A 24,037-nucleotide genomic window follows, 5' to 3' on the forward strand; every position below is an offset into this window, starting at 1 on the left:
CGCGATGTTCGGGGCTCGGCAGTGCCGTGACTCGAGCGCAGCGGGGGCGCTGCGCGGGCAGTCCGGTGGGGCTCTGGTCAGGAGGAAAGTCAGGCGGTGGCGCGGATCACGTTGACCGCCTGCAGACCTTTGGGACCTTCTTTGATCTCAAATTCAACGGTCTCGTCCTCGAACAGACGACGGCGCCCCTCCCCGTTGATCTGCGAATAATGAACGAAGACGTCGGGGCCAGTCTCTTGCTTGATGAAGCCCCAACCCTTCTCGTCGTTGAACCACTTAACCTTGCCAACTGCCATATTTCCTCCACTTCAGAGCTCGTCGATACCCGAGGCGCGCAGGCTGGCAGTCGGGAGGTGACCACGGCTGCGGTCCCTGATTCCGATGCGGGCTTGGCTGCATGCAGCAAACCCCCCTCGTAGACAGATCCAGCTTGCGCAGGGCGGCTGCCCAGCCGCTGGTTGATGTGCGTGCGCGGCGACTTCGACGATTCTCCCCGGTCCGAGCGGGCGCCAACGTAAACGGCTCGATGCGCCAAGGTCAAGCAGCGATGATGGTTCGGCGGGCGCTTGCGCGAGGCAGTACCGCTTCACCGGCAGTCTCCGGTTGCAGCAGCCTCCGATGAGAATTTCGCGTCGTACAGCGGATCCTGACGGCGAGTACACGATCACGCGCGGTGACGGCGCGCCGTAGGGTGCGAAGCAGAATTCGCGCAACCGTCAAGATTTGCGCTTTTATCGAAGAACTTTGTCCTTCGGCCCGCGCAGGGCGTCGTGGTCCGTGAGGGCTTCGCCATGTCACGCAGCGAGCCTCGCGCGTCGGGCAGCGATCTCCTGGCCTCCGCCGCAATGGCGCGGCGACTCGGGCGCGCTCCTCGTGCTGCGCGCGTCGTGGGAGCGAGCGACGCAGCGCGCTCCGGGCGCTCTCCGAGCGCGGGCCAGGCGCTTGCGGAGCTTTTGCCGAGAACATCGATCGAGCGTTGCAGCGGAGCAGGCGACCTGCTCGGAGGACATCACGCACCTGGCGGCGCCGGCTCAGCCTGTTCGCCGACGTTCCCCCTGCGCGCTGGCGCGACAGCTCGGCGGATCGATCCCCGGACCGGCATCGCGCGCTCGACCTGCACCGCGCCCGGTGCGTGCGCTCAGGGGGCGTGGGCGGCGCAGTCCCGGGCTCGAGCCCGCTCGCCGCCCGGGAGCAGGAATCGAAGGCATCTCGTTGACATGTCTGTTCGAGCTTGCTCGTATGGCGTGGCGAGGGCATCGGGTCTCACCTCCGCCCTGGCCCCGCGAGGCGACGAGATGTTCTCGGTGATCATCAGCGAGAAAGGGGGCGCGGAGCGCCGCGAAACCTTCGACCGGACAGAGATCAACGTCGGCCGCGTGCAGGGCAACGACCTGATGCTGCCGAAGGGCAACGTGTCGAAGCGACACGCTCGGCTGCTCTTCCGCGACGGGCGCTTCATCGTCACCGATCTCAAGAGCACGAACGGCACGTACGTCAACGGCCGGAAGATCGCTCAGGCGACGATCGTTCGCGAAGGCGACAAGATCTACATCGGCGACTTCGTGCTGCGGATCGAGACGGCGGCGGCCGGGACGGCCCCTCCGGACAGCACGGCGCCTCCGCGCGCGCCGGAAGAGATGTCCGGCGAGCCGGGACCTCTGCCCGATCGCGGGCCGCCGCCGTCCGCCGAGAAAGGGCTGCACCGGTCGGCGCCGTTGCCGCTGATCAACGAGAGGGGCGAGCCGTCGCGCACCAGCCAGGGCGTGATCAGCCACTTCCCCCTCGAGAACGATCCGGACGAGTCGGTCGACGCGGCCGCGGCCATCCCCGTCCCCGGTCCGCCGCGCATCCCCTCGCCTCGTCCGCCGCTCACGCCGGGCTCGCAGGGCGGTGCGTCCGTCCCGCCGCTGCCTGCGCACCCGGCGATGACCACCGCACCGCCGGCGCGCGACGGCCGCGCCGTCAACGCCGCCACCCCGCCCCTACAGGCGCCGCGCCCGTACGCGACCGCGACCCCGCTGCCTGCACAGAGCACAACGAGCACCGCCGCGGTGTCGCCGCAGGGCGCCTCGAACGTCGCCGTCCATCCGAGCGTGGTCCCCATCCCGAGCCGGCGCGCCATCCCGCCCGTCTCGGATCGGGTCGACCGGGGACAGGGCGACTCGGCGCATGCCGTGGCGCACCGCCGGGCGCTCGGGCGCCTCATGGAGCGGCTCGCCGACCTGGTCGACCTCACGCCGCTCGACAGCGGCGCGCCGCCGGACAGCGCGCTCGCCCAGCGCATCGCGCAGGCGAGCGCCGCGGGCGCGGAGGCGCTGCGCGCGGCGGGCGAGCTCCCCCCCGAGGTCGACGTCGAGGCGCTCGTGGCCGACGCGCAGCGGGAGCTCCTCTCGCTCGGTCCGCTCGACCGCTTGCTCGAAGACGCCGAGGTGAGCGAGATCCAGGTGTTCCGCTACGACCACGTGATCGCGATGCACGGGCGCAGGCGCGTCATCGCGGAGGTCGGGTTCAGCAGCGAGCGCGCGGTCGGCCGGGCCATCCGCCGGCTCTGTATGGCGGCCGGCCAGCCGATCGAGGCGGGCGCGAGCTTCGTCGAGCGGACCCTGCCGAAGGGGCGCCGCCTGTTCGCGGTGCTGCCGCCGGCCGCGACCTCCACCCTGGTGATCCGGAAGCCGCAGCGCCCCGACGTCACGCTGGACGACCTGGTGCGCAACGGGACGATCTCGCGCGCGATGGCCGGGCTGCTCGCCCAGTGCGTGCTCGGTCGCGGCAACCTCCTCGTCACCGGGACGCGGGACGCCGGGACGGGCTGGCTGCTCGGCGCGCTCGCTGCCGCGGCGCAGCCCGACGACCGGTTCGTGGTGCTCCAGGAGGAGGACGAGCTCGCCCTCGATCAGCCGAACACGCTGTCCATCGCGCTCGGGGCCACGACGGACGAACGCACCCGGGCCGTGCGGGCGGCCGTACGCATCCGGCCGGAGCGGGTCGCGGTGAGCTCGTTCTCGGGCCACGTCGCGGCCGAAATCGTGGACGCCATCGGCGGCGGCATGGACGGCGTGCTCGCGGCCTCCCGCGCGCCGACGTTGCGGCAAGCAGTGACGAGGCTCCCCGCCGACATCGCCGCGACCCGCCCCGGGATCACGCCGGAGACGGCGCGCGAGTGGCTCGCCTCGTCCTTCGACCTCGCGATCGAGATCGCGCTGCTCCGCGACGGTCGCCACCGGGTGCTCCGCATTGCGGAGCTCGGGGTGGAGGGCGGGCAGATCGCCATTCGCGACGTCTTCACGTTCGTGGTCGAGCGGACGGCCGCCGGCGGCGCGCTCGAGGGGACGTTTCACCCCTCCGGGCTGGTGCCGGACATCGTGGAAGATCTTCAGTCCCGCGGGGTCAGCGTCGATACGTCGACCTCGTTCCGGCGAAATCGCTAGCGGCTGTCCGCGCGAAGGCTGGCCAGCGTGGCCAGCGCGAGGCACGCGCAACCCACGCAACACGCGAGATGAGAGCGTCTTGACGGGCGCCAGCTAGGAACGGAGGTTATGATGCTCAGTAGCCATGGCCATCCGCACCATCCTCCACTATCCCGACCCGCGCCTGCGTCAGAAGGCACAGCCGGTCGGGGACATCACGCCCGAAATCACGAAGCTTATCGACGACATGGCCGAGACCATGTACGCGGCGCCCGGCGTCGGCCTTGCGGCCACGCAGATCGGGGAGCCACACCGCGTCTTCCTCGTTGACATCGCCGCGGACAACGAGCCGAGCAACCTCCTCGTGTTCATCAACCCGGAGATCGTGCGGCAAGAGGGGCAGCTGACCGGCCCCGAAGGGTGCCTCTCGTTCCCTGGCATCAGCGAGGACATCAAGCGGGCCGAGCGCGTCACCGTCCGCGCCCGCGGGCGTGACGGCGCGACGTTCGAGATCGCGGCCGACGGCCTGCTCGCCGTGGCCGTCCAGCATGAGCTCGATCACCTCGACGGCGTGCTGATGATCGACCGGATGGGCACGCTCAAGAAGCGCATCGTCCAGCGGAAGATGCAGAAGCGCGGCGCAGAAGCCGCGAGCTGACCTGCCCGGGCGCGCCGATCAGCTGCGCGCCGGGAAGGCGAGCGGGCCGCTGACGTACGCGTCGCGACCGCAGAGCTCCCAGCGTGGATCGACGATCCGGGGCGCGTCGCCTGGCGTGTCCGGACCCGCCCAGTCGACCGCGCCCGGCCGGCCGCGGGGGCCGAGCAGGATCGGAGCGACGAAGGCGTGCAGCTCGTCGGGCAGGCGCGACGCGAGCAGGCTGCCGGCGAGCTCGGCGCCACCTTCGACCAGGATGGAGACGATCCCCTGCGAGGCGCAGAGGCGCATCGCGGCGGTCACGTCGACCCGGCCCTCGGCCGAGGTTGGCGCGCGCAGGACGACGCAGCCAGCATCGACGAGCACCTGCTCCGCCTCCTCGGGCGCGTCGGCGCCCGTGAGCACCCACGTCGGCACCTCCCGCGCCGTCTGGGCGAGGCGCGTGTGGAGCGGCAGCCTGAGCCGCGTGTCGAAGACGAGCCGGATGGGGCTCCGCCCCCCGGGCGCGAGCGCAGACTCGCGCAGGGTGAGCCGAGGGTCGTCGGCGAGCGCCGTGCCGATCCCGATCGCCACCGCGTCGTGCCGCGAGCGGAGCTCCTGGACCTTGGCGCGCGCCTCGGGGCCGGTGACCCACTTCGAGGCGCCTGTGCGGGTCGCGATGCGACCGTCCAGCGACAGGGCGAGCTTGAGCGCGATGTGGGGGATGCCTGTCGTGATGAACTTGGTCCAGGGCGCGATCAGCGCGCGAGCCTCGGCGCCGGCGACGCCGAGCTCCACGGCGAGCCCGGCGTCGCTGAGCCGCTGCGCCCCGCCGCCGACCACCGCGGGGTTCGGATCGGGCGCGCCGACGACGACGCGCTTGATGCCGGCGCTCAGAACCGCGTCCACGCAGGGCGGCGTGCGCCCCTCGTGGTTGCAGGGCTCCAGCGTCACGTAGAGCGTCCCTCCGCGCGCCGCGTCGCCGGCGGCCGCGAGCGCCAGCCCCTCGGCGTGCTCCTCACCAGCGCGCGCGTGGTGCGCGACGGCGACGACCTCCCCCGCGGCGTTCAGCACCACCGCGCCGACCGGGGGGTTCGGCGACGGCATCGCCTTGTGCGCCTCCTCGATGGCGAGGCGCATCATCGCGGCGTCGAGCTCGGGATCGGGGATGGGGGGCTTCGCAGACATCGAAGTGCCGGATCTACTAGGGCGCCTTGGCCTTCACAAGCTTGCCAAGCTCGACCATGAACTGGTCAATGTCCCGAAAGGAACGATAAACGCTCGCGAACCGGACATAGGCGACCTCATCGAGGGTACGCAGGTGGTTCATCACCCGCTCGCCCAGCTCGGTCGATAAGATCTCCCGCCGCTCGGACTCCTGCGCCTCGCGCTCGATCGCGTCGGCGATGGCCTCGATCTGGTCGGTGGACACGGGCCGCTTGTTGCATGCGATCCGGAGCCCTCGCACGAGCTTCTGTCGGTCGAACGACTCGCGCCTACCGTCCTTCTTGACGACCGTCGGCAGGATGTCCTCGACGCGCTCGTACGTCGTGAAGCGGCGCTCGCACGAGGCGCACTCGCGCCGACGCCGGATCACCTCACCCGCGCCGCCAGCGCGGGAGTCGATGACCCGGTCCTCGAGATGGCCGCAAAATGGGCACTTCATCGAGCCATCCAGCGCGGCGCGCGATCAGCCGTCGAACTGGGAGAAGACGAGCGACACGTTGGTGCCACCGAAGCCGAAGGAGTTCGACATCACGTGCTTCAGGCGGCGCTCGCGAGAGGTGAACGGGACGTAGTCGAGGGTGCACTCAGGATCGGGATCGTCCAGGTTGAGCGTCGGCGGCACCGCGCCGTGGCGCAGCGCGAGGGCGCAGACCGCCGCCTCGACCCCACCTGCGCCCCCGAGCAGGTGGCCCATCGCGGACTTCGTCGAGCTCACCCAGAGGCGCTTCGACGCCGCGTGATCGCCGAAGGTCTTGAGGATCGCCCGGGTCTCCTCGATGTCCCCTTGCGGAGTCGAGGTGCCGTGAGCGTTGATGTAGTCGATCGCGTCCGGCGCGAGCTTGGCGTCTTCGAGTGCCATCTTCATCGCTCGCTGCGCCCCGGCGCCGTCGGGCGCCGGCTTCGTGATGTGGTACGCGTCGCACGAGGCGCCGTACCCGACGACCTCTGCGTAGATCTTCGCGCCGCGCTTCTTCGCGTGGGAGAGCGACTCGAGCAGCAGCGACCCGGCGCCCTCGGAGCAGACGAAGCCGTCGCGCCCCTTGTCCCAGGGGCGACTCGCCCGCTGCGGCTCGTCGTTGCGCCTCGAGAGGGCGAACATCGCGCAGAAGCCGCCGATGCCGAGGCCGGTGATCGTCGCCTCCGCGCCGCCCGTGAGCATGATGTGCGAGCGACCCCGGCGGATCCACTCGAACGCCTCGCCGAGCGAGTGCGCGCTCGACGAGCATGCGCTCGTGTTGCAGTAGCTCGCGCCCCGCAGATCGAGCGCCAGCGCCACCTGCCCTGCAGCGAGGTTGGCGATGACCGTCGGGATGAAGTACGGGCTGACCTTGTGGGGGCCCTTCTCGTGCAGCGTGATCGAGTGCTGGAACAGGTATTCGAGGCCCCCGAGACCGACACCGATGAACGTGCCGCACTGATCGCGGTCCTCGTCGGTGAGCTCGATCCCCGCGTCCTGCATGCACATCTGCGAGGCGGCGATGGAAAGGTGGGCGAAGCGGCCCATCTCCTTCACCTTCTTCTTGGGGATGTACTCCTCGGGCACGAAGCCCTTCACCTCGCCGGCGAAGCGCGTAGGAAACGTGCTCGCGTCGAAGAGGGTTATGGGCGCGATACCAGACTGACCAGCCAGCAAAGATTGCCAGGTGGCCTGGGTGCCGAGGCCATTGGGCGTGACGAGCCCGATACCGGTGATGACAACGCGTTCCATGGCTCTTCTTGCCCTAGCGCCACCACAGAGGTGAGAGCGCGTGCATCGGCGAAGAGCAGAGCCTTCGCTGGCTCACGCGCCAACCCACCTCCATGGTGACGCCGCGTCCGGTAGGGCGGTGGGGACGCTACTTCTTGTCCTTGGCATTCCTTTCGATGTAGTCAATCGCGTCCTGGACAGTCCGGATCTTCTCCGTGTCCTCGTCCGGAATGTCGATCTCGAACGCCTCCTCAAACGCGAGGACAAGCTCCACCAGGCCCAGCGAATCGGCGCCCAGATCGTCGATGAAACTCGCCTCAGGCTTGATGTCCTTCTCGTCGACGTCGAGCTGTTCCTTGATGATCCGCTTTACTTCGGCCGTGATGTCGCGACCTTCAGCCATGGTATTCCTCCCGGGAAAACGGAACCCCTAGTAGCCCATCGCCATCAGCGTTGCACCATCGAATTACCTGCGACCGCTTTTTTCGTGTGCGCCTGGTTTGCCGCTGTGCGTGACGCCTGGCAGCCGGGGTCCTCAAGCCAGCGCTCTCACACGTACATCCCGCCGTTGACGCGCAGCGTCTCGCCCGTCACGTAGCTCGCCTCGTCGGAGCATAGGAATGCGATCGCCGCGGCGACCTCCTCTGCTCGGCCCGTGCGCCCGAGCGGGACCATCCTCGTCAGCCCCTCTTTCATCTCCGCGCTGATCGTCGTCGTCATGTCGGTGTCGATGAACCCGGGCGCCACGGCGTTGACCGTGATGCCGCGCCCCGCGTACTCGCGGGCGAGCGACTTCGTCACGCCGAGCAGGGCCGCCTTCGTCGCGGCATACGCCGCCTGGCCGACGTTGCCCATCTCCGCCACAACGCTGGAGAGGAAAACGATGCGGCCTGTGCGCGCGCGCATCATGACCTTGGTCGCCGCGCGCGCGGACGCGATCGAGCCCTTCACGTTCACGGCGAAGAGGCGATCGAGGTCTTCCTCCTTGATCCGCAGGAGCAGGCCGTCGATCGCAATCCCCGCGTTCGCGACGAGGATGTCCAGCCGGCCAAGGCGCTTCGCCGCCTCGGCGATGGCGGCCTCGGTCGCCGGCATGTCCGCGACGTCGAACCCGAGCGCCTCGGCCTTCCCGCCGCGCGCGGTGATCGCGTCGACGACCGCGCGCGCCTCGGCCTCTCCGCGCACGTAGTTGACGATCACGTGCGCGCCCTGCGCCGCGAGCGCCTCCGACGCAGCACGCCCGATCCCTCGCGATCCACCCGTGACGATCGCAACTTTGCCCGTAAGGTCGAACATCGATGCCTATGCCTCCGAAAGGAACGCGCTCACGCGCTCAATCCCCGCCATGTCGCTCACGCTGAGCACCTTGATCTGCTTCGTAATCCGCTTCACCAACCCGGCCAGCACCTTGCCAGGGCCGATCTCGAGGGCGTGCGTCACGCCATCCTCTGCCATGCGCTCGATCGTCCGCATCCACTGCACGGTGCCATCGATCTGGCGCAGGAGGAGCGACCGCACCCGCTCCGGATCGGCGTTCGGCGCGGCGTCGACGTTCGCGATCACGGGGAAGGCGAGCGGCATCAGCTGCGTGCGCTCTAGCTCGGGACGCAAGCGTTCGGCCGCAGGCCGCATCAGCGCGCAGTGGAAGGGAGCGCTCACCTTGAGCGGGATGGCCTTGCCGCCGCGGGTGACGGCGAGCTCGCCCGCGCGCGCGACCGCGCCGGCGTGCCCGGCGATCACGATCTGCCCCGGCCCGTTGTAGTTCGCCGGAGCGACCACCTCGCCTTGCGCCGCCTCGGCGCAGATCGCGAGCACCACCTCCTGGTCGAGCGCGATGAGCGCCGCCATGGCCCCCTCGCCCGCCGGCACGGCCTCCTGCATGGCGCTGCCCCGGATCCGGCAGAGCCTTACCGCATCCTCGATCTCGAGCGCGCCGGCGGCGACCAGCGCGCTGTACTCGCCGAGCGAGTGGCCGGCCGCGTACAGCGGCGGATCGAGGTTGGGCAGGTGCTCGATGAGGGCCGCGGCCACGGCGCAGCTCGTCGCGACGATGGCGGGCTGGGTGTTGCTCGTCTGCGTCAGCGCCTCCATCGGCCCCTCGAAGCAAAGCCGCGAGATCGGCTCGCCGAGCGCCGCGTCCGCCCGCGCGAACGCGCCACGCGCAGCCGCCGAGACCTCCGCGAGGGCCTTGCCCATCCCCACCTCTTGCGCCCCTTGCCCTGGAAACAGCCAAGCGATTTTCACGTTTGCCCTCAATTCCAAGCCAGGGAGGCGGACGTCGTCCGTCCCCCGAACCACGTCATGCGGCCGGCGCGCGCGAGACTACCTCAGGCAGGATCGCCCGGCGAGCTCAAGCGAACGCGCAGACCTCGACCCCGACGCAGGCAGACGCGCATGGCCCGCTCACATCCGGATGACGGACGCGCCCCAGGAGATGCCAGCGCCGAGCGCGCAGAAGAGGACGTTTTGCCCCGGTTTGATGCGCCCGTCGCGCACCGCCTCGTCGAGGGCGATGGGGATCGATGCGCTCGACGTGTTGCCGTACTCCTCGATGTTGAGCACGAACCTCTCCAGAGGGAGGCTGAGACGCGCGGCGACCTGGCTGATGATCCGCAGGTTCGCCTGATGGGCGACGACCCAGTCCAGGTCGCCGGCCGCCATGCCCGCCGTGTCGAGCGCGATCAGCGAGGCGCTGGAGAGGTTCTTCACGGCGACCTTGAAGATGTCCTGCCCCACCATGTGGACCTTGTTGCGGCTCTGCTCGATGCCCTCGGGCGTCAGCGGCTCGGCCGTACCGCCGCCCGGGATGACCAGCGAGTTCGCGAGCGTGCCGTCGCTGAAGATCCGCGTCGAGATGATGCCCCTGCCGTCGCCCGACGCAGGCCCGAGCACGACCGCGCCAGCGCCGTCGCCGAACAGGACGCACGTCGTGCGATCCTTCCAGTTCAGGATGCGCGAGAGCAGCTCGACGCCGATCACGAGGACGTGCCGGGCCACACCGTTCGCGATGAACTGATCGGCGATCGTGAGGCCGTAGACGAAGCCGGCGCAGGCCGCCGAGATGTCGAACGCGGGGATCTCCTGAGCGCCGAGCTTCTGCTGCACGTACACGGCACAGGAGGGCATCGGGGTGTCGCCGCTGATCGTCCCGACGATGATCATGTCGAGGTCAGCCGCCGAGAGCCCGGCGGCGTCCAGCGCAGAGCGGCCGGCCGCAGCGGCCATGTCGCTCGTGAGCTCTCCCTCGGCAGCGATATGACGTCGACGAATCCCCGTTCGCTCGCTGATCCAGCTGTCCGAGGTGTCGACGATCTTCTCGAGATCGGTGTTGTGCACGACTCGGGCGGGCGCGTAGCTGCCCGTCCCGAGGATGCGGCTCCTCGGCTGCGGGGAGCTCATGCGACGGCCCCTCGCGCATCCGCGCGAGCCGGCGCCGCGCCCAGGTGCGCGGGCGCAGCGTTCGCGCGCGCCGGCGCACCCGCGCCCGTCATGAGGCCGCGGTCGCCTTGGTCGCCTTCGCCTTGCGCCCGTTGTAGTGCCCGCAGGCGCCACAGGCGCGGTGCGGGAGCCGGGCTTCCCCGCAGTTCTCGCAAGAGACGAGCTGGACGGGGGTCACCTTGTCGTGGTTGGCGCGCCGCATGTCGCGCTTGCTGGGGGTGGTTTTCCTCTTGGGGACGGCCACGGAACTACTCCTTCTTGGTCTTCTTCTTCGGTGTCCCGGCCTTGGCCGGGGGGGGCGATGCAGGTTGCGCGCGCCTGTCAGAGCCGCTGGGCTTCTGTCCAAGCTTCTCTCGGAGCGCGCTGAGCGGCGCGAGCCGCGGGTCGAGGCCTGGAGCGGCCTCATCCTCCTCCGCCGCCCCGCGGACGAGGGCCGAGGAGCCGCCTTCGCGGTCCTCTCGGGACGCGGCAGGACCGATACCCGGGCAAGCCTCCGAGCACAAGGGGAAGTTCGGCATCTCGAGGAGAATGGCCTCGCGGATGAACGGATCGAGCTCGACCGTCTCGCCGTCGTACGTGTCGACGTCGGCCTCGTCCGCCGTGAACTCGTACTCGGCCTCCTTGACCTTGCTCGCCCCAGGCTTCGCCGCGCCGTTGCGGGCAGCGCCGTCCCGCCGGTGGCCGTGACCGTGGCCGTCCGCCTTCGGGGCAGGACGCAAGAGGAGCGAGAGCTCGGCGTCAACGTCCAGCGTGGCAGGGGCAAGGCACCGCGCGCAGGGCGTGGCGACGGGCGCCTTGACGCGGCCGCGCACGACGATCTCGTTCCCCGTCCGCGAGAGGCGGGCCGAGAGGTGACCTGGCGCGCGCCCGGTGACGTCGGCGTCAGCGAGCGCCGCGTTCATCCAGTCGAGCGGCAGCGGCATGTCCAGCGAAATACCGGAGATGTCGATGTCATTGGCAGAGACGGCAAACTGGGACATGGGGTTCCGGGCCAGTGAAAGCGGAGCGTTTAGCGCGGGGTGCGTTGGCTCGCAAGAACGACCGGCGGCCGCCGTCACATCAGGCTGCATGGTAGCGTCGCCCGCGCATGGACCGTAGCGCCACGCCCGAGGCCCGCGCCGCGGGCGCCGCCGATCGGCGGCCGGAACCTTCAGGGGAAGCACGGCGCGCAGGCCGCCGCGCAGCGGTCGCGATCGCCCTCTACGCGCTCGTGACGCTCGTGTACGCCGCGAGCTCCTCCCGCGAGATCTTCGCGGCTCACACGCCCTACAACCACTACGCGCTGCTCGCGGAGGCGTGGCTCCACGGCCGCCTCGATCTCGGCGGACCGCCGCCGGCGCACGCGGGCGGCAACGACTTCGCCGTGTTCGGCGACCGCTACTACGTCAGCTTCCCCCCCTTCCCCGCGGTCCTCATCGCGCCGCTCGTCAAGCTCGCCGGCAGCGCGGAGCGCGTGCGCGACGGGCAGTTCTTCCTGGCCTTCGCCGGCGTCGGGCCCGCTGTCCTCTTCCTCGCGCTGGAGAAGCTCTCGGCCTCGCGCCGCAGCCACCGCACGCAGGCCGAGAACGTCGCGCTCTCGCTGCTCTTCGCGCTCGGGAGCGTCTACTGGTTCAGCGCGGTGCAAGGGACGGTGTGGTTCGCGGCGCACGTCGTCGGCGTCGCGCTGGCGTGCGTCTATCTCTACTGCGCGCTCGAAGCCGCCCATCCGCTCGCTGCGGGCCTCGCCCTGGGCCTCGGCTTCGCGACCCGCACGCCGCTCGGCTTCGCCCTGCCGCTGTTCTTGTTCGAGGCGCTCCGCGTGGACCGATCGGACCCGCGCGCCCTCCTGCGCCGGCTCGCCCTGTTCGCCGCGCCGGCGGCGCTCGTGCTCTCGGCGCTGCTCTGGCACAACCACGCGCGCTTCGGCGACGCGGCCGAGTTCGGCCACCGGTACCTCCACATCGCGTGGCGCGCGCGGATCGAGAAGTGGGGGCTCTTCTCGTACCACTACCTGCCGCGCAACCTCGCGGTGGTGCTCACCGGCCTGCCGTACACCCACGTGCAGGGCGCCCCCTTCCAGATCAACGCCCACGGGCTCGCGCTCTGGGTGACCACGCCGATCTACGCGTGGGCCCTCTGGCCCCGACGCACGCCGCCCCCGTTCTGGGCGCTCGCCGCCACGGTGTCCGCGGTCGCGCTGCCGAGCCTCCTCTACCAGAACACCGGCTGGCTCCAGTTCGGCTACCGCTTCTCCAACGATTTCGCCCCGTTTCTCTTCGCGATGATCGCCGTCTCCGGCCGCCGCTTCGGCGCGCCGTTCTACGCCCTCGGCGCGGCCGCGATCGCCGTCAACGGGTTCGGCGCGCTCACGTTCCAGCGCGCGGGCTTCGAGCGGTTCTACTTCGTCGAGCGCACCCAGCGGGTCCTGCACCAGCCCGACTGAGGCCGCCCGCGCCTCCGCGCCGCTGCCGCGACGCCGCGCCGACGGCGCTCCTCCTCCTCAGCACGGCCGGATCGCCCGCGCGCCCTCGGGCGCACGGGCGATCCGGCGGACAGCGCACGCGGGCCTTGGGTGCAGGGCGCTCGCCGTGCTAGCCCTCGCCGCGCCATGGAAGCTCTGCTCGACCCGGCCGCCATCGGGCGCGGCCTGCGGCGCATCGCGCTCCAGATCGCCGAGCGCGGCCGCGGCGTGGAAGATCTGGCGCTCATCGGGATCCGGCGGGGCGGTGAGCCGCTGGCCAAGCGGCTGGCCGCGCTGCTCCTCGAGATCGAGGGGCACGCGCCGCCGGTCGGCGCCGTCGACATCACGCTCTACCGCGACGACGCCGCGACCGCCCTGCCGAACCCGCGCATCGGCCCAAGCCACATCTCCTTCCCCGTCGACGGCCGGCGCATCGTGCTGATCGACGACGTCATCTACACCGGTCGCACCATCCGCGCGGCGCTCGACGCGGTGCTCGACTACGGGCGACCGCAGCGGATCGAGCTCGTCGCGCTCGTCGATCGCGGCGGCAGGGAGTTGCCGATTCACCCCGACTACATCGTCCGCGCGGTCGAGCTCGCCCCCGGGCAACGCATCGACGTCGTGGAGCGCGCGGGCGAGCTCTGGGCTCTCGTCACCGCCGCCAGCACAAAGCTCTCGGAGCCCCCCCCGCCACCGGAAGGAACGTAAGCCAGCGCATGAGGAGGATCTACCCGCACCGACACCTGCTCGGCATCGAGGGTCTCTCGCGTACCGAGATCGTGGCCCTCCTGGACGCCGCCGAGTCGCTCTTCGACGTCTCCCGGCGGAGCGTACGCAAGGTGCCCACGCTCCGCGGCAAGACGGTCGTGAACCTCTTCTACGAGCCGTCGACGCGCACGCGGACGTCGTTCGAGCTCGCGGGCAAGCGGCTCAGCGCCGACGTCATCAACATCAGCGTCTCCACCTCGAGCGCGGTCAAGGGGGAATCGCTGCTCGACACGGTGCAGAACCTCCAGGCGATGCAGCCGGACGTGCTGGTCATCCGCCACGCCGCGTCGGGCGCGCCGCACCACGTCGCCGCGCACACGCGCGCCGCGGTCGTCAACGCGGGGGACGGCACGCACGAGCACCCGACGCAGGCGCTGCTCGACGCGTTCACGATCCGGCGCGCCAAGGGACGACTCGAAGGGCTGGAGGTCGCCATCTGCGGCGACATCGTCCACAGCCGCGTGGCCCGCTCGAACGCGCACCTGCTCACGACGATGGGCGCGCGGGTCCGCTTCGCCGGCCCGCGCACGCTCCTGCCGATCGCGGGCGAGTCGCTCGGTGCGACGGTCTACGATCGGATCGAGCCCGCCCTCGAAGGGGCCGACGTGGTGATGATGCTGCGCGTGCAGCGCGAGCGGCTGAGCGGCAGCTTCCTGCCCAGCACGCGCGAGTACAGCCGCACGTTCGGGCTGAACCCAGCCCGGCTCGCGCTCGCCAAACCAGACGCGATCGTGATGCACCCGGGGCCGATGAACCGCGGCGTGGAGATCGATCCGCGCGTCGCGGACGGCGCACAGAGCGTGATCCTCGACCAGGTCGAGGCCGGCGTCGCGGTCAGGATGGCCGTGCTCTGGATCCTGGCCGCGGAGGCCAACGAGTTCTCCGCGACCGGCGAGCCACGGCCCGCGCCCTGACGATCGCCCCGGCCCTCCGGGCGCGGCGGCGCAGCCGGGGCAGACGGATGCCCTGGCCCATGAAACCCACGGAACCATGAAAGACGCGGCCCCCGCGCGCGGCTCCCCCTGGCATACGCCCGCTGGCAGCGAACAGGGTTCCCTGTTGCGCCCCGTTTTAATAGGCTGGTCCATCTTTTTGAAAGGGTGGAGCCAACCATGTTTTCGCGAGACGTCCTCAGGATCGATGCCCCAGCGGTAGCGCAAGAGATCGAGCAGGCCATCCGGGATCAGGTGTTCGGTACGCTGCGGCGGCGCGGGGCCGTGGTCGGGATCTCGGGCGGGATCGACAGCTCGGTCGTCTCGACGCTGTGCGTCCGCGCGCTCGGCAAGGACAAGGTGCTGGGCATCTTCATGCCCGAGCGCGACACGTCCGATGACGCGCTCCGCCTCGGCAAGTTGCTCGCCGAGGGGCTCGGCATCGAGGCGGTCATCGAGAACATCAAGCCCGCGTTGACCGGCCTCCGCTGCTACGAGCGGCAGGATGAGGCGATCCGGATGGTCTACCCGGACTACAACGAGAGCTGGAAGTTCAAGATCACGCTCCCCTCGATCCTCGAGAGCGACAGGCTGAACGTCTCGCAGCTGACGGCGCAGCCGCCCGGCGAAGAGCCGCGCGTGAAGCGGATGCCCCTGAACGCGTACCTGCAGCTCGTCGCCGCGACGAACTTCAAGCAGCGCATCCGCAAGATGATGGAGTACTACCACGCGGACAGGCTCAATTACGCCGTCGCCGGCACGCCGAACCTGCTCGAGTACGATCAGGGCTTCTTCGTCAAGCAAGGCGACGGCGCCGCGGATTTCAAGCCGATCGCGCACCTGTACAAGAGCCAGGTCTACGCGCTCGCCGAGTACATCGGCGTCCCTGCCGACATCCGCAGGCGCGCGCCGACGACGGACACGTTCTCGATGCCGCAGGGGCAGGACGAGTTCTACTTCGCGCTCCCCTACGACAAGATGGACCTCTGCCTGTACGCCTACAACAACAACGTTCCCGCCGCGGACGCGGCGTCTGCCGTCGGCATCACGCCGCAGCAGGTCGAGCGCGTGTTCAAGGACATCGAAGCGAAGCGCCGGGTGGCGCAGTACCTCCACGCGCAGCCGCTGCTCGTCCGCGATCAGGGCCACGCCTGACGAGCCGCGCCGTCAGACCGCGCTCGCCGCTGTCAACGGCATTCTCAGCTTGGGACGCCGTTCCCCGGTCGTGAAACCCGCCGGAAACAGCGCGGAACCTCGCTGACATTCACTCACGTTGACGACGGTGGCGGACGGGCTCACAGCGAGATCGTCAGTCGCCAATCTCACCTCCGCGGCGCGCCCTGGCGGCGGCTTTCGAACACGGACGGCACGGGGAACACCGCACGCGAACGAGCGCGGACGCGTGCGTGCGTGCGTGCGTGAACGTGAACGTGAACGATGAACCGCGACCGCGTTCTGCCGCGATCCGCTCGCTGGCCGTCGCTCCGCGGAGTGTTCTCGACAGGAAAGCCGGGGGGGTGATAGACGTGGAGACTACCTCCATGAGCACTTCCAGCATCGAATCGACGATTCGCAACTTCCTGGTCACCTCGTTCGGATACCGGGGCGCTACCGCCGATCTCGGGTCCGAGGTCGCTTTGCTCGATCAAGGGATCCTGGACTCGACGGCCGTCCTCGAGATCGTTCAGTTCCTCGAGCAGGATCTCGGCATCCAGGTCGCCGACGAGGAGATGGTGCCGGAGAATTTCGGCTCGATCGCCAGGCTCGTCACCTACGTGAGCGGGAAGAAGAGCAGCAACTAGCCCGAACCCCGGGGGGCGCATGAGCACGCAGCACACCGCTCGTCGCGATCCGCGCTCGGATCGCTTCCTCATCGACTCCGCGCTGCGATCGTTCGCCGCCTCTCGCCCCGACCACGTCGCGCTGGTCTGCGAGGGACGGCGGATCACGTACCGGGAGCTGGACGCGCTGGCCGATCGCTGCGCCGCCCTGTTCCGCGAGGCGGGCGTGCAGCGCGGCGATCGCGTCATGGTCGCGCTCGACAACGGCGTGGACGCGGTCGTCGCGTACTACGGAGCGCTCCGGGCCGACGGCGTGCCGTCGCTGCTCGGCACCGCGATGCGACCGCGGCGCCTCGGCCAGGTGATGGAGCTCGCGGGCCCCCGCGTGCTCGTGGCGGCGCGCGGCATGCGCGAGAGCCTCGCCGCCGTGGCCGAGCTCCCGACCGGCGCGAGGCCGGCGGCGACGTTCCTGAGCGGCGCGGCTCCCCCGGCCGCGGCCGGGCCCCCGCCCGACGGGCGCGACTTCCAGGAGGCCCTGGCCGGCGCGCCCGGCGAGCCCCCCGCGCGCCGCGCGATCGAGCTCGATCTGGCGACGCTCTGCTGGACGAGCGGCAGCACGGGCGAGTCGAAGGGGGTCATGCTGACGCACCAGAACCTCCGCAACAGCACCGCGGCCATCGGCGCGTACCTCGAGCACACGGCGGACGACGTGATCCTCTGCGTGCTGCCGCTGTCGCACACCTACGGGCTCTTCCAGCTGCTCGTGACCCACGCGTTCGGCGGGACCGTCGTGCTCGAGAAGGGCTTCTCCATGCCGTGGCCCATCGTCCAGCGGATGGCCGAGGAGCGGGCCACGGGCTTCGCGGGCGTGCCGACGATCTTCGCGTCGATGCTCTCGCTCAAGAACTTCGCGAAGGCCGATCTCTCGGCGCTCCGGTACATGACGAACGCCGCGTACGGGCTCCCGGCGCCGCAGCTCCTTCGCCTCCGCGAGCTCCTGCCCAACGTCTCGTTCTTCGCGATGTACGGCCAGACCGAGTGTACGCGCGTCTGCTACCTGCCGCCCTCCCTGGCGCTCGAGCGGCCGTCCTCCGTGGGCATCGCGATGCCGAACGAGGAGCTCTGGATCGAGCGAGAGGACGGCACCCACGCGGAGCCGGGCGAGGTGGGCGAGCTCGTCGTGCGCGGGCCGAACGTGATGCGCGGCTACTGGAGGAACCCCGACGCGACCGCACGCGCGCTCCGGCCGGGGCCCCTCCCGGGCGAGGTCGTGCTCCACACCGGCGACCTCTTCAAGATGGACGAGGACCGGTACCTCTACTTCGTCGCGCGCAAGGACGACATCATCAAGACCCGCGGCGAGAAGGTGAGCCCCCTCGAGGTCGAGTCGGTGATCTGCAAGGTCCCGGGCGTCGTCGAGGCGGCGGTCGTCGGCGTGCCGGATCAGGTGCTCGGGGTCGCGGTGAAGGCCGCCGTGGTGAAGGCCCCCGACGCCGCGGTGACCGCCGACGACGTCCGCAAGAAGGTGCGGGCCGAGCTCGACGAGGTCGCCGTGCCCAAGTTCGTCGAGTTCATGGATTCGCTCCCCAAGACGGCGAGCGGCAAAGTCAAGAAGAGCGAGCTCATCTGATATGTGCGGTATCGCCGGCCTCATCAACCTACGCACCGACGCGCCGAACCCCGACCGCGAGCTGGCCCTCAAGATGGCGCGGGCGCTCCGCCACCGCGGCCCTGACGGCTTCGGCATCTACCGCGATCGCCACGTCGCGCTGGCCCACTCGCGCCTGTCGATCATCGACCTCGACGGCGGCTGGCAGCCGATGGCCAACGCCGAGGAGACGCTCTGGGTCTGCTTCAACGGCGAGATCTTCAACTACATCGAGCTCCGCGAGGAGCTCACGGCGAAGGGCCATCACTTCCGGACCAAGAGCGACACCGAGGCGCTGATCCACGCCTACGCCGAGTACGGCGAGGCCATGGTCGATCGGCTGAACGGCCAGTGGGCGTTCGTCATCTGGGACGTCCAGCGGAGGCGCGCGTTCTTTTCGCGCGACCGCGTCGGCATCAACCCGCTCTTCTGGACGGTCCACCGCGGCGTCCTCCGGTTCGCCAGCGAGGTGAAGTCGCTCTTCCAGGACCCCACGATCCCCCGCGCGATCTCCCGCGAGGGCCTCGACGAGGCGCTGACGTTCTGGGCGCCGACCGCCCCGCTCACGCCGTACGAGGGCATCCAGCAGATCCCGCCGGGCGCGGTGGCGACGCTCGACCTCGATCGCGACGTGGCGCCGCGCGTCTCGGTCCGCTTCCGCCCCGAGTTCCCCGTCGGGCGCGCGCCCGGCGGCGACGAGGCGGGGCTCGTGTCCAGCGTGCGCGAGGCGGTCCGCGGCGGCTCGACGATCCGCCTGCGCGCCGACGTCCCCGTCGGCAGCTACCTGAGCGGCGGGCTCGACTCCACGATCGTCGCGGCGCTCATCGCCTCGAACCGCGAGGTGCCGCTGCGCACGTTCTCGGTCGAGTTCACCGAGCGCGAGTTCGACGAGGCCGAGTACCAGCGCGCCGCCGTAGCGCACCTCGGCACGTCGCACGCGTCGATCCAGTGCGGTGACGCCGACATCGCCAGCGTCTTCCCGGAAGTCGTCTACCACGCCGAGGCCCCGCTCCTGCGCACCGCCCCGGCGCCGCTGTTCATCCTGGCGCGCCTCGTCCGGCAGAGCGGCTACCGCGTGGTGCTGACGGGCGAGGGCGCCGACGAGTTCTTCGCCGGCTACGACATCTTCCGCGAGGACCGGGTACGCCGCTTCTGGGCGCGCCACCCGGACAGCAAGCTCAGGCCGCAGCTCCTCCTCCGGCTCTACCCCTACCTGCAGCGGTCGCCGGTCGCGCAGGTCGAGATGGCCAAGGCCTTCTTCGGGCGGAACCTCGCGCAGACGGACGACCCGTTCTACTCCCACCGCCCGCGCTGGGACGCCACGAGCCGCATCAAGCTGATGCTCGATCCCGCGATGCGCGAGGGCATCGGCGACACCGCCGCGGCCGATCGCCTGAGGGAGCAGCTGCCGCGCGACTTCATGCGCTGGACGCCGCTCGCGCGCGCGCAGTACCTGGAGATCACGACGCTGCTCTCCGGCTACCTGCTCTCCTCCCAGGGCGAGCGCATGATGATGGCGAACTCGGTCGAGGGGCGCTTCCCGTTCCTCGATCCCAACGTGATGGACGTGGCGGACGCGCTGCCGGACGCGCTCAAGCTCCGCACCCTCGACGAGAAGCACGTGCTGAAGCGCGCGATGGGCGATCTCCTGCCGCCCGGCGTCCTCGAGCGGAAGAAGCAGCCGTACCGCGCGCCCGTGGTGCAGCCTTTCTTCGGGAGCGGGACGCCGGACTATGTCGAGGCGTGCCTATCGCCGGACGCCATCAAGGACGCCGGCATCTGGCAGGCGCAGCCCGTCGCGGCGCTCGTCGCGAAGTGCCGCAAGACCGGCGGCAAATCGATGAGCAACACCGACGACATGGCGTTCTGCGCGATCCTCTCCACGCAGCTCATGGCGCGCGACATCCTCCAGGGCGCGCGCGTCGTCTCGGCCGCCGACGACACGTCAGGCCGGCTGGGCGTCGACGTCGATCGGGTGCGCGACGCTGCAGGCTGACCGGCCGCGCTCGGCCCCGCGCTGAGCGGCGGCGTGACGCCGCGGGGCGCATGTGCGCCGCCCCTCAGCGGGGGAGCTTGCGTATCGTGCCGCTGCTCTCGTCCGCCCAGTACACGACCCCCCCTGCGAGCGCGATCCCGCGCGGGGTGCCGCCCTCGTACAGCGGCCGAGCCCTGCCGGTGCCGTCCTTGAGCTTCCGCATCACGCGGGGCGACCCCTGATCGGTCCAGTAGACGAACTCATCGAGCCCATCGACGGCGATGCAGTCGGGGGACGCATGCGCCACGTCATCATCCTCGGCGGCCGTCCAGACAACCACCGCGTCCTCCGAGCCGTCCTTCGGCGCCCTCATGACGGCAGACAGCTCGCTGGCGGGATCCCCGCGCGGGCTGTTGGTCCAGTAGACGTGGTCGTCGTCCACGGCGATGGCGTACGGAAACGGCTGCTCGTCGGCCAGCCGCTTCGTGTCGCGGGTCTGCCGATGCGTCTGGTTCACCGTGCCGCGCAGGCTCCTGTCGACCCAGTACACGTGCTCTTGGTCGAGCGCGATGAGGTGCGGCGAAGCATTGCTGACCTCGAGGAACTCGTCGTCCGCCCATTCGCCGGGCATCAGGATCTGGCCGATGAGGCTCCCGTCGCCCGGCGTGCCGATGCCAGCTGCGCGCTGCGCCCAGAACACCGCGTTGTCGTCCGCAGCCACGCCGAGGGTCGCGAAGTCCGAGTCGAAGAGAACCTCTGGCGCGCGTGCTCCGTTGCGGTCCACCATCAAGACGTCCTTGTCGTTGAGGTTGGACCAGAAGACGCCGTGCTGGTTGACGGCGATCCCGTACGGAGCGTTCTGGCCGACGGCGAGCGTCGTGACGGCTCCGCCGAGGATCGACACTTTTTGCACGCTGCCGTCCGTGCCTTCGCCGGCGGTCCAGTAGACCTCGCCCTGGTAAACGGTGAGGAGGTTCGCGTTCGGAGCCTCGATGGTGGGAAACCCGCGCGCGATCTCCGTGGCCCCGCTGCAGCCGGTCGCGCTGCACGTCCCGCCGTCCAGGCACACCGCGCCGCAAGCGCCGCAGTTCTGGGGGTTGTCGAGCAGGTTCACCTCGCAGTCGTCGGGGTTGCCGTCGCAGTCCGCCGTGCCGGTCGCGCACGCATCGGATCCACCGGCCGAGCTCGCGCTGGCTTCGCTCACCGTGAAGTCCCCGAGCACGCTGGTGCATGCCGCGGCGGTCATGATGGCAACGCAGACCATCGAGCCGATTCCGAACGCCTGGCGCATCAGAAACTCCCCTTCGCTCCCGCGGAGCCGAGCCCGATCACGGGCGTGATCGATATCCCGGCGCGCTGCGGCGATCTCGGCGCTGTGAGCAGCAGGAACGCCCCCGCGCCGACGCCCACCGCGCCGATCGCAAACCCGATCGTCGAGAGGGTGCCCATCGCGTGATAGCTGTCGATCTCGCCCTTGAGCGACGGGTCGCACCGGCCGCCGGGGCAGCGCCCCGAGAGATCGCCGTGCTTGCCGAACGCGAGCACGCCGCCGACGGCGCCGGCCGCGAGCCCGGCGCCGCCGAGCCCGAACGCGGCGATCGCCAGCACCGTGCGGCTGCTGCCGCCGGAACCGGAAGCAGGAGCGCCCTGGTCTGGCCGCGGCGCCGCCGGTGGACGCGGCTTGACCGGAGGCGGCGGCGCGAGCGGCTTGAGCTGGAGCGCGACGGTCTCGCTGGCGCCCTCGGCGAGCGTCACCTTCACCTCGATCGGAGCGAACCCCGCGGCCGACGCCCGGACGACGTGGTCGCCTGGATCGACCGGCCTCCGGACCCCGAGCGCGGCGCGCGGCACCGGCGCGTCGTCGATCGTGACGGCGGCGGTGTCCGGCCCGCTCACCGAGATGAGCACCTGCGGGATCCGGGGCGCGAGCGCGTCGAGCTCGCGTTGAGCGGCCGCGATCGCCTCGAAGAACTGCTCGGGCGACTTCTCCGGCACCCCCTCGCGGAGGATGCGGCTGTACGACTCCTGGGCCGCGATCCACTGGCCCACGCCGACCTGGGCTCGGGCTACGCCGAGCAGCAGGGTCGGCGCGTGGATGATGGCGTCGGCGCGGCTGAACCGATCGAGCGCGGCCGCGAAGTCCTTTCGTTCGAGGGCCTCCTGCCCTTCCACGGCGAGCGAGCGCGCGGTCGCGCGATCGGCGTCCGAGACCTGGGCCAGCGCGGCGGGCGTGAAGGTCAGGGCGAGCAGCAAGGAAGCGATCCCTAGTCGACGAGCCATACGAAGGAGGTCCGTGCGAAGTGCTGCGGGTGAACGTCAGATGCCGAAATCCGTCGGCTTCGGCTTGCGGCGGACGCTCCCCGGCGGCGCGGGGGAACGCGGCTTCGCCTGAGCGGGCTGAGCCGATGGCGCACGCGGGCCGCTCGCCGGCGTCGCCGAGACCGAGGACGACGTCGCCGAGACCGAGGACGACGTCGCCGAGACCGAGGACGACGTCGCCGAGACCGAGGACGCCGTCGCAGAGGCTACAGCCGTCGAGGCCACAGAGGGGGGCGGCTCCGGCGCCTGCGCGGAGGCGGTGGCCGGCGCCACGACGTCGGGCCCCCGCGGCGCATCGGACACCGAAGCCGTGGGGGCCGGCTGCGCGAGCGGCTGCCCCGTCGCGTCAGGGCTCCCGCCGCGCAGGACGAAGAACGCGATGGCCACGAGGACGACCGCGCCGGCCGCCGCGGCGGCGAGCGCGCGTCCGACGACAGGCCGCCGGACTGGAGGAGATACCACCGAAACCAGCGCGCTGGTGGTCTGCGGCCGCATCTGGCGGCCGGACATCGCGGACGCGCCCACCGCTGCTCCTGGCGAGGCCACCGTCGCGCCGGGCCCAGCCGAGGTCCGCGCAGCCTCGCCGTCCGCCGAGGCGATCAGCGTGACCGCGTCCCCGAACGAAGGCGCCGCGCTGTCGGGCCCCGCGTCGGGGAGCGCCGCGCTCTCTCTCGATCGTGGCGCGAACCCGAGCTCCACCGAGATGCGCTCGCCGGACACGCGGAACGGGCCGATGATGCTCGTCCTGGGCTCGAAGCTCTCGCTCGCGATGTCGAGCGCGATCGCGAGCGCGTCGCAGAACTCCTTCGCGCTCTGGAACCGCGCGTCCGGCTCGCGCGACGCCGCGCGGGCCCACCAGGCGTCGAAGCCAGGCGGCACGGGGGCGAATTGCGACGGCACGGGCAGCGGCTTGACCATGATCTTGAGGAGCAGATCGCCGAACGCCTCGCTGTTGAACGGGAGCTTGCCGGTGAGGCACTCGAACACGACGACGGCGAGCGACCAGAGATCCGAGCGGTGATCGATGCTCTTGGTGCCCTGCGCCTGCTCCGGGCTCATGTACGCGGGCGTCCCGAGCAGCGAGCCGGTCTTCGTCGTGGAGGTGACCTGCGGCGTGCTGTCCTTCGCGATGCCGAAATCGAGCACCTTGGCGATCTCCCTGTCGTCGTCCCGGACGAGGAAGATGTTGGCCGGCTTGAGATCGCGATGGACCAGGCCGCTCGCGTGAGCCTTGGTGAGGGCGCGCGCCACCTGCGCCGTGATCGCCATGGTGTCGTGCGGGTCGAGCCGCCCCACGCGCTGGATGCGGGTGTCGAGGTCCTCCCCCTCGAGGTACTCCATCGCGATGTACGGCGTCCCCTGCCAGACGCCGTGGTCGAGGATCTGCACGACGTGCGGGCTACGGATCTGCGCGGCGACCTTCGCCTCGCGCTCGAACCGGAGCCGCACCTCCTTGGAGACGCCCTGCGCGTTCATGAACTTGATCGCGCACGGGATGTCGAGGCCGAGGTGCTGGGCGAGCCACACCGAGCCCATCCCGCCTTGCCTGAGCGGACGCACCAGGCGAAAGCGATCGGCAACGGTGTTCCCCGCGGCGGGTGTCACGCAGCCTCCCAGACCTTCTGGAATAACACAGGTCGTCGTCCAGGGTCACGTTCGCGCCATGCAAAAGTGAACTGGGGCCGACAGCATGAAATGGCGTAGAAGCCCCGCCATCCCCCGCGCCCTGCATTTGCGACGTTTGCGACGTTTGCGACGTTTGCGTCGGTTGCGTCGGT

Annotated in this window: 22 protein-coding genes; 9 read left to right on the plus strand and 13 right to left on the minus strand. The window is 70.5% G+C overall.

Translation table 11 applies throughout. The features are described 5' to 3' along the window. Positions 1 to 89: 89 nt before the first annotated feature. Positions 90 to 296 carry a cold-shock protein gene (locus WME73_RS21535; RefSeq protein WP_012236438.1) on the minus strand — a complete coding sequence of 69 codons (207 nt, stop codon included), beginning with the start codon at positions 294 to 296 and terminating at the stop codon, positions 90 to 92. A 921-nt stretch (positions 297 to 1,217) separates the two neighbouring features. Between WME73_RS21535 and WME73_RS21540 the strand changes: the two genes are divergently transcribed. Both WME73_RS21540 and def read left to right on the plus strand, forming a co-directional pair. Next, the gene (locus WME73_RS21540; protein ID WP_437916908.1) at positions 1,218 to 3,428 is read left to right on the plus strand and encodes an ATPase, T2SS/T4P/T4SS family; all 2,211 of its coding nucleotides are present in this window, start codon (positions 1,218 to 1,220) and stop codon (positions 3,426 to 3,428) included. 124 nt (positions 3,429 to 3,552) lie between these two features. Then, on the plus strand, positions 3,553 to 4,065 hold the full coding sequence (gene def / locus WME73_RS21545; RefSeq protein WP_272099591.1) for a peptide deformylase: 513 nt from the start codon (positions 3,553 to 3,555) through the stop codon (positions 4,063 to 4,065). An 18-nt stretch (positions 4,066 to 4,083) separates the two neighbouring features. Here the strand turns inward: def and ribD are convergent, their stop codons facing one another. The 9 genes from ribD to WME73_RS21590 form a co-directional block, all read right to left on the minus strand. After that, entirely contained in the window at positions 4,084 to 5,229 is a 1,146-nt protein-coding gene (ribD, locus tag WME73_RS21550; RefSeq protein WP_437747280.1) for a bifunctional diaminohydroxyphosphoribosylaminopyrimidine deaminase/5-amino-6-(5-phosphoribosylamino)uracil reductase RibD, read from the minus strand. A 16-nt stretch (positions 5,230 to 5,245) separates the two neighbouring features. Continuing rightward, positions 5,246 to 5,707 carry a transcriptional regulator NrdR gene (gene nrdR, locus WME73_RS21555; protein WP_012236442.1) on the minus strand — a complete coding sequence of 154 codons (462 nt, stop codon included), beginning with the start codon at positions 5,705 to 5,707 and terminating at the stop codon, positions 5,246 to 5,248. Between the two features lie 24 nt (positions 5,708 to 5,731). Next, a complete protein-coding gene (gene fabF / locus WME73_RS21560) occupies positions 5,732 to 6,976 on the minus strand; it encodes a beta-ketoacyl-ACP synthase II (protein WP_437747281.1) in 1,245 nt (414 codons plus the stop codon). A gap of 127 nt (positions 6,977 to 7,103) precedes the next feature. After that, positions 7,104 to 7,358, minus strand: a complete 255-nt coding sequence (acpP, locus tag WME73_RS21565) for an acyl carrier protein (RefSeq protein ID WP_012236444.1) — start codon at positions 7,356 to 7,358, stop codon at positions 7,104 to 7,106. A gap of 146 nt (positions 7,359 to 7,504) precedes the next feature. Next, positions 7,505 to 8,251 carry a 3-oxoacyl-ACP reductase family protein gene (locus WME73_RS21570; RefSeq protein WP_437747282.1) on the minus strand — a complete coding sequence of 249 codons (747 nt, stop codon included), beginning with the start codon at positions 8,249 to 8,251 and terminating at the stop codon, positions 7,505 to 7,507. A gap of 6 nt (positions 8,252 to 8,257) precedes the next feature. Beyond that, positions 8,258 to 9,199: an ACP S-malonyltransferase gene (gene fabD, locus WME73_RS21575; protein ID WP_437747283.1), complete on the minus strand. Its 942-nt coding sequence runs from the start codon at positions 9,197 to 9,199 to the stop codon at positions 8,258 to 8,260. Positions 9,200 to 9,358: 159 nt separating this feature from the next. Beyond that, positions 9,359 to 10,354: a beta-ketoacyl-ACP synthase III gene (locus tag WME73_RS21580; protein WP_437747284.1), complete on the minus strand. Its 996-nt coding sequence runs from the start codon at positions 10,352 to 10,354 to the stop codon at positions 9,359 to 9,361. A gap of 88 nt (positions 10,355 to 10,442) precedes the next feature. Next, a complete protein-coding gene (gene rpmF / locus WME73_RS21585) occupies positions 10,443 to 10,637 on the minus strand; it encodes a 50S ribosomal protein L32 (protein WP_012236448.1) in 195 nt (64 codons plus the stop codon). Between the two features lie 4 nt (positions 10,638 to 10,641). Beyond that, entirely contained in the window at positions 10,642 to 11,373 is a 732-nt protein-coding gene (locus WME73_RS21590; RefSeq protein WP_437747285.1) for a YceD family protein, read from the minus strand. Between the two features lie 107 nt (positions 11,374 to 11,480). Here WME73_RS21590 and WME73_RS21595 point away from each other — a divergent pair, with 107 nt between their 5' ends. From WME73_RS21595 to asnB, 7 genes are all read left to right on the plus strand, one after another. Beyond that, positions 11,481 to 12,815, plus strand: coding sequence for a hypothetical protein (locus WME73_RS21595; protein WP_437873185.1), 1,335 nt, complete (start codon positions 11,481 to 11,483; stop codon positions 12,813 to 12,815). A 165-nt stretch (positions 12,816 to 12,980) separates the two neighbouring features. After that, the gene (pyrR, locus tag WME73_RS21600; RefSeq protein ID WP_437747287.1) at positions 12,981 to 13,544 is read left to right on the plus strand and encodes a bifunctional pyr operon transcriptional regulator/uracil phosphoribosyltransferase PyrR; all 564 of its coding nucleotides are present in this window, start codon (positions 12,981 to 12,983) and stop codon (positions 13,542 to 13,544) included. Positions 13,545 to 13,552: 8 nt separating this feature from the next. After that, complete coding sequence (locus WME73_RS21605) at positions 13,553 to 14,518, plus strand: aspartate carbamoyltransferase catalytic subunit (protein ID WP_272099608.1); 966 nt, start codon at positions 13,553 to 13,555, stop codon at positions 14,516 to 14,518. A 198-nt stretch (positions 14,519 to 14,716) separates the two neighbouring features. After that, positions 14,717 to 15,691: an NAD(+) synthase gene (gene nadE, locus WME73_RS21610; protein WP_012236453.1), complete on the plus strand. Its 975-nt coding sequence runs from the start codon at positions 14,717 to 14,719 to the stop codon at positions 15,689 to 15,691. Between the two features lie 386 nt (positions 15,692 to 16,077). Beyond that, complete coding sequence (locus WME73_RS21615; RefSeq protein ID WP_012236454.1) at positions 16,078 to 16,338, plus strand: acyl carrier protein; 261 nt, start codon at positions 16,078 to 16,080, stop codon at positions 16,336 to 16,338. 19 nt (positions 16,339 to 16,357) lie between these two features. Then, positions 16,358 to 17,947: a class I adenylate-forming enzyme family protein gene (locus tag WME73_RS21620; protein WP_437916909.1), complete on the plus strand. Its 1,590-nt coding sequence runs from the start codon at positions 16,358 to 16,360 to the stop codon at positions 17,945 to 17,947. A 1-nt stretch (position 17,948) separates the two neighbouring features. Then, the gene (gene asnB, locus WME73_RS21625; RefSeq protein ID WP_437916910.1) at positions 17,949 to 19,961 is read left to right on the plus strand and encodes an asparagine synthase (glutamine-hydrolyzing); all 2,013 of its coding nucleotides are present in this window, start codon (positions 17,949 to 17,951) and stop codon (positions 19,959 to 19,961) included. A gap of 64 nt (positions 19,962 to 20,025) precedes the next feature. Here asnB and WME73_RS21630 read toward each other — a convergent pair whose 3' ends face one another. From WME73_RS21630 to WME73_RS21640, 3 genes are all read right to left on the minus strand, one after another. Beyond that, positions 20,026 to 21,231, minus strand: coding sequence for a lipoprotein receptor (locus WME73_RS21630; protein ID WP_437916911.1), 1,206 nt, complete (start codon positions 21,229 to 21,231; stop codon positions 20,026 to 20,028). Then, positions 21,231 to 22,193, minus strand: coding sequence for a hypothetical protein (locus WME73_RS21635; protein ID WP_437747291.1), 963 nt, complete (start codon positions 22,191 to 22,193; stop codon positions 21,231 to 21,233). Before WME73_RS21635 ends, WME73_RS21630 begins: the two co-directional genes overlap by 1 nt. Before the next feature lie 63 nt (positions 22,194 to 22,256). Next, positions 22,257 to 23,864 carry a protein kinase domain-containing protein gene (locus WME73_RS21640; RefSeq protein WP_437916912.1) on the minus strand — a complete coding sequence of 536 codons (1,608 nt, stop codon included), beginning with the start codon at positions 23,862 to 23,864 and terminating at the stop codon, positions 22,257 to 22,259. Between the last annotated feature and the right edge of the window lie 173 nt (positions 23,865 to 24,037).

Origin of the sequence: Sorangium sp. So ce302 (genome assembly GCF_051530145.1) — a bacterium.
GTDB lineage: Bacteria > Myxococcota_A > Polyangia > Polyangiales > Polyangiaceae > Sorangium > Sorangium cellulosum_B.

Bases quoted from the DNA above. Each gene is read 5' to 3' on its own strand.
- WME73_RS21535 (WP_012236438.1), bottom strand. From the start codon at position 296: ATGGCAGTTGGCAAGGTTAAGTGGTTCAACGACGAGAAGGGTTGGGGC.
- WME73_RS21540 (WP_437916908.1), top strand. From the start codon at position 1,218: ATGTCTGTTCGAGCTTGCTCGTATGGCGTGGCGAGGGCATCGGGTCTC.
- def (WP_272099591.1), top strand. From the start codon at position 3,553: ATGGCCATCCGCACCATCCTCCACTATCCCGACCCGCGCCTGCGTCAG.
- ribD (WP_437747280.1), bottom strand. From the start codon at position 5,229: ATGTCTGCGAAGCCCCCCATCCCCGATCCCGAGCTCGACGCCGCGATG.
- nrdR (WP_012236442.1), bottom strand. From the start codon at position 5,707: ATGAAGTGCCCATTTTGCGGCCATCTCGAGGACCGGGTCATCGACTCC.
- fabF (WP_437747281.1), bottom strand. From the start codon at position 6,976: ATGGAACGCGTTGTCATCACCGGTATCGGGCTCGTCACGCCCAATGGC.
- acpP (WP_012236444.1), bottom strand. From the start codon at position 7,358: ATGGCTGAAGGTCGCGACATCACGGCCGAAGTAAAGCGGATCATCAAG.
- WME73_RS21570 (WP_437747282.1), bottom strand. From the start codon at position 8,251: ATGTTCGACCTTACGGGCAAAGTTGCGATCGTCACGGGTGGATCGCGA.
- WME73_RS21580 (WP_437747284.1), bottom strand. From the start codon at position 10,354: ATGAGCTCCCCGCAGCCGAGGAGCCGCATCCTCGGGACGGGCAGCTAC.
- WME73_RS21590 (WP_437747285.1), bottom strand. From the start codon at position 11,373: ATGTCCCAGTTTGCCGTCTCTGCCAATGACATCGACATCTCCGGTATT.
- WME73_RS21595 (WP_437873185.1), top strand. From the start codon at position 11,481: ATGGACCGTAGCGCCACGCCCGAGGCCCGCGCCGCGGGCGCCGCCGAT.
- pyrR (WP_437747287.1), top strand. From the start codon at position 12,981: ATGGAAGCTCTGCTCGACCCGGCCGCCATCGGGCGCGGCCTGCGGCGC.
- WME73_RS21605 (WP_272099608.1), top strand. From the start codon at position 13,553: ATGAGGAGGATCTACCCGCACCGACACCTGCTCGGCATCGAGGGTCTC.
- nadE (WP_012236453.1), top strand. From the start codon at position 14,717: ATGTTTTCGCGAGACGTCCTCAGGATCGATGCCCCAGCGGTAGCGCAA.
- WME73_RS21615 (WP_012236454.1), top strand. From the start codon at position 16,078: ATGAGCACTTCCAGCATCGAATCGACGATTCGCAACTTCCTGGTCACC.
- WME73_RS21620 (WP_437916909.1), top strand. From the start codon at position 16,358: ATGAGCACGCAGCACACCGCTCGTCGCGATCCGCGCTCGGATCGCTTC.
- asnB (WP_437916910.1), top strand. From the start codon at position 17,949: ATGTGCGGTATCGCCGGCCTCATCAACCTACGCACCGACGCGCCGAAC.
- WME73_RS21630 (WP_437916911.1), bottom strand. From the start codon at position 21,231: ATGCGCCAGGCGTTCGGAATCGGCTCGATGGTCTGCGTTGCCATCATG.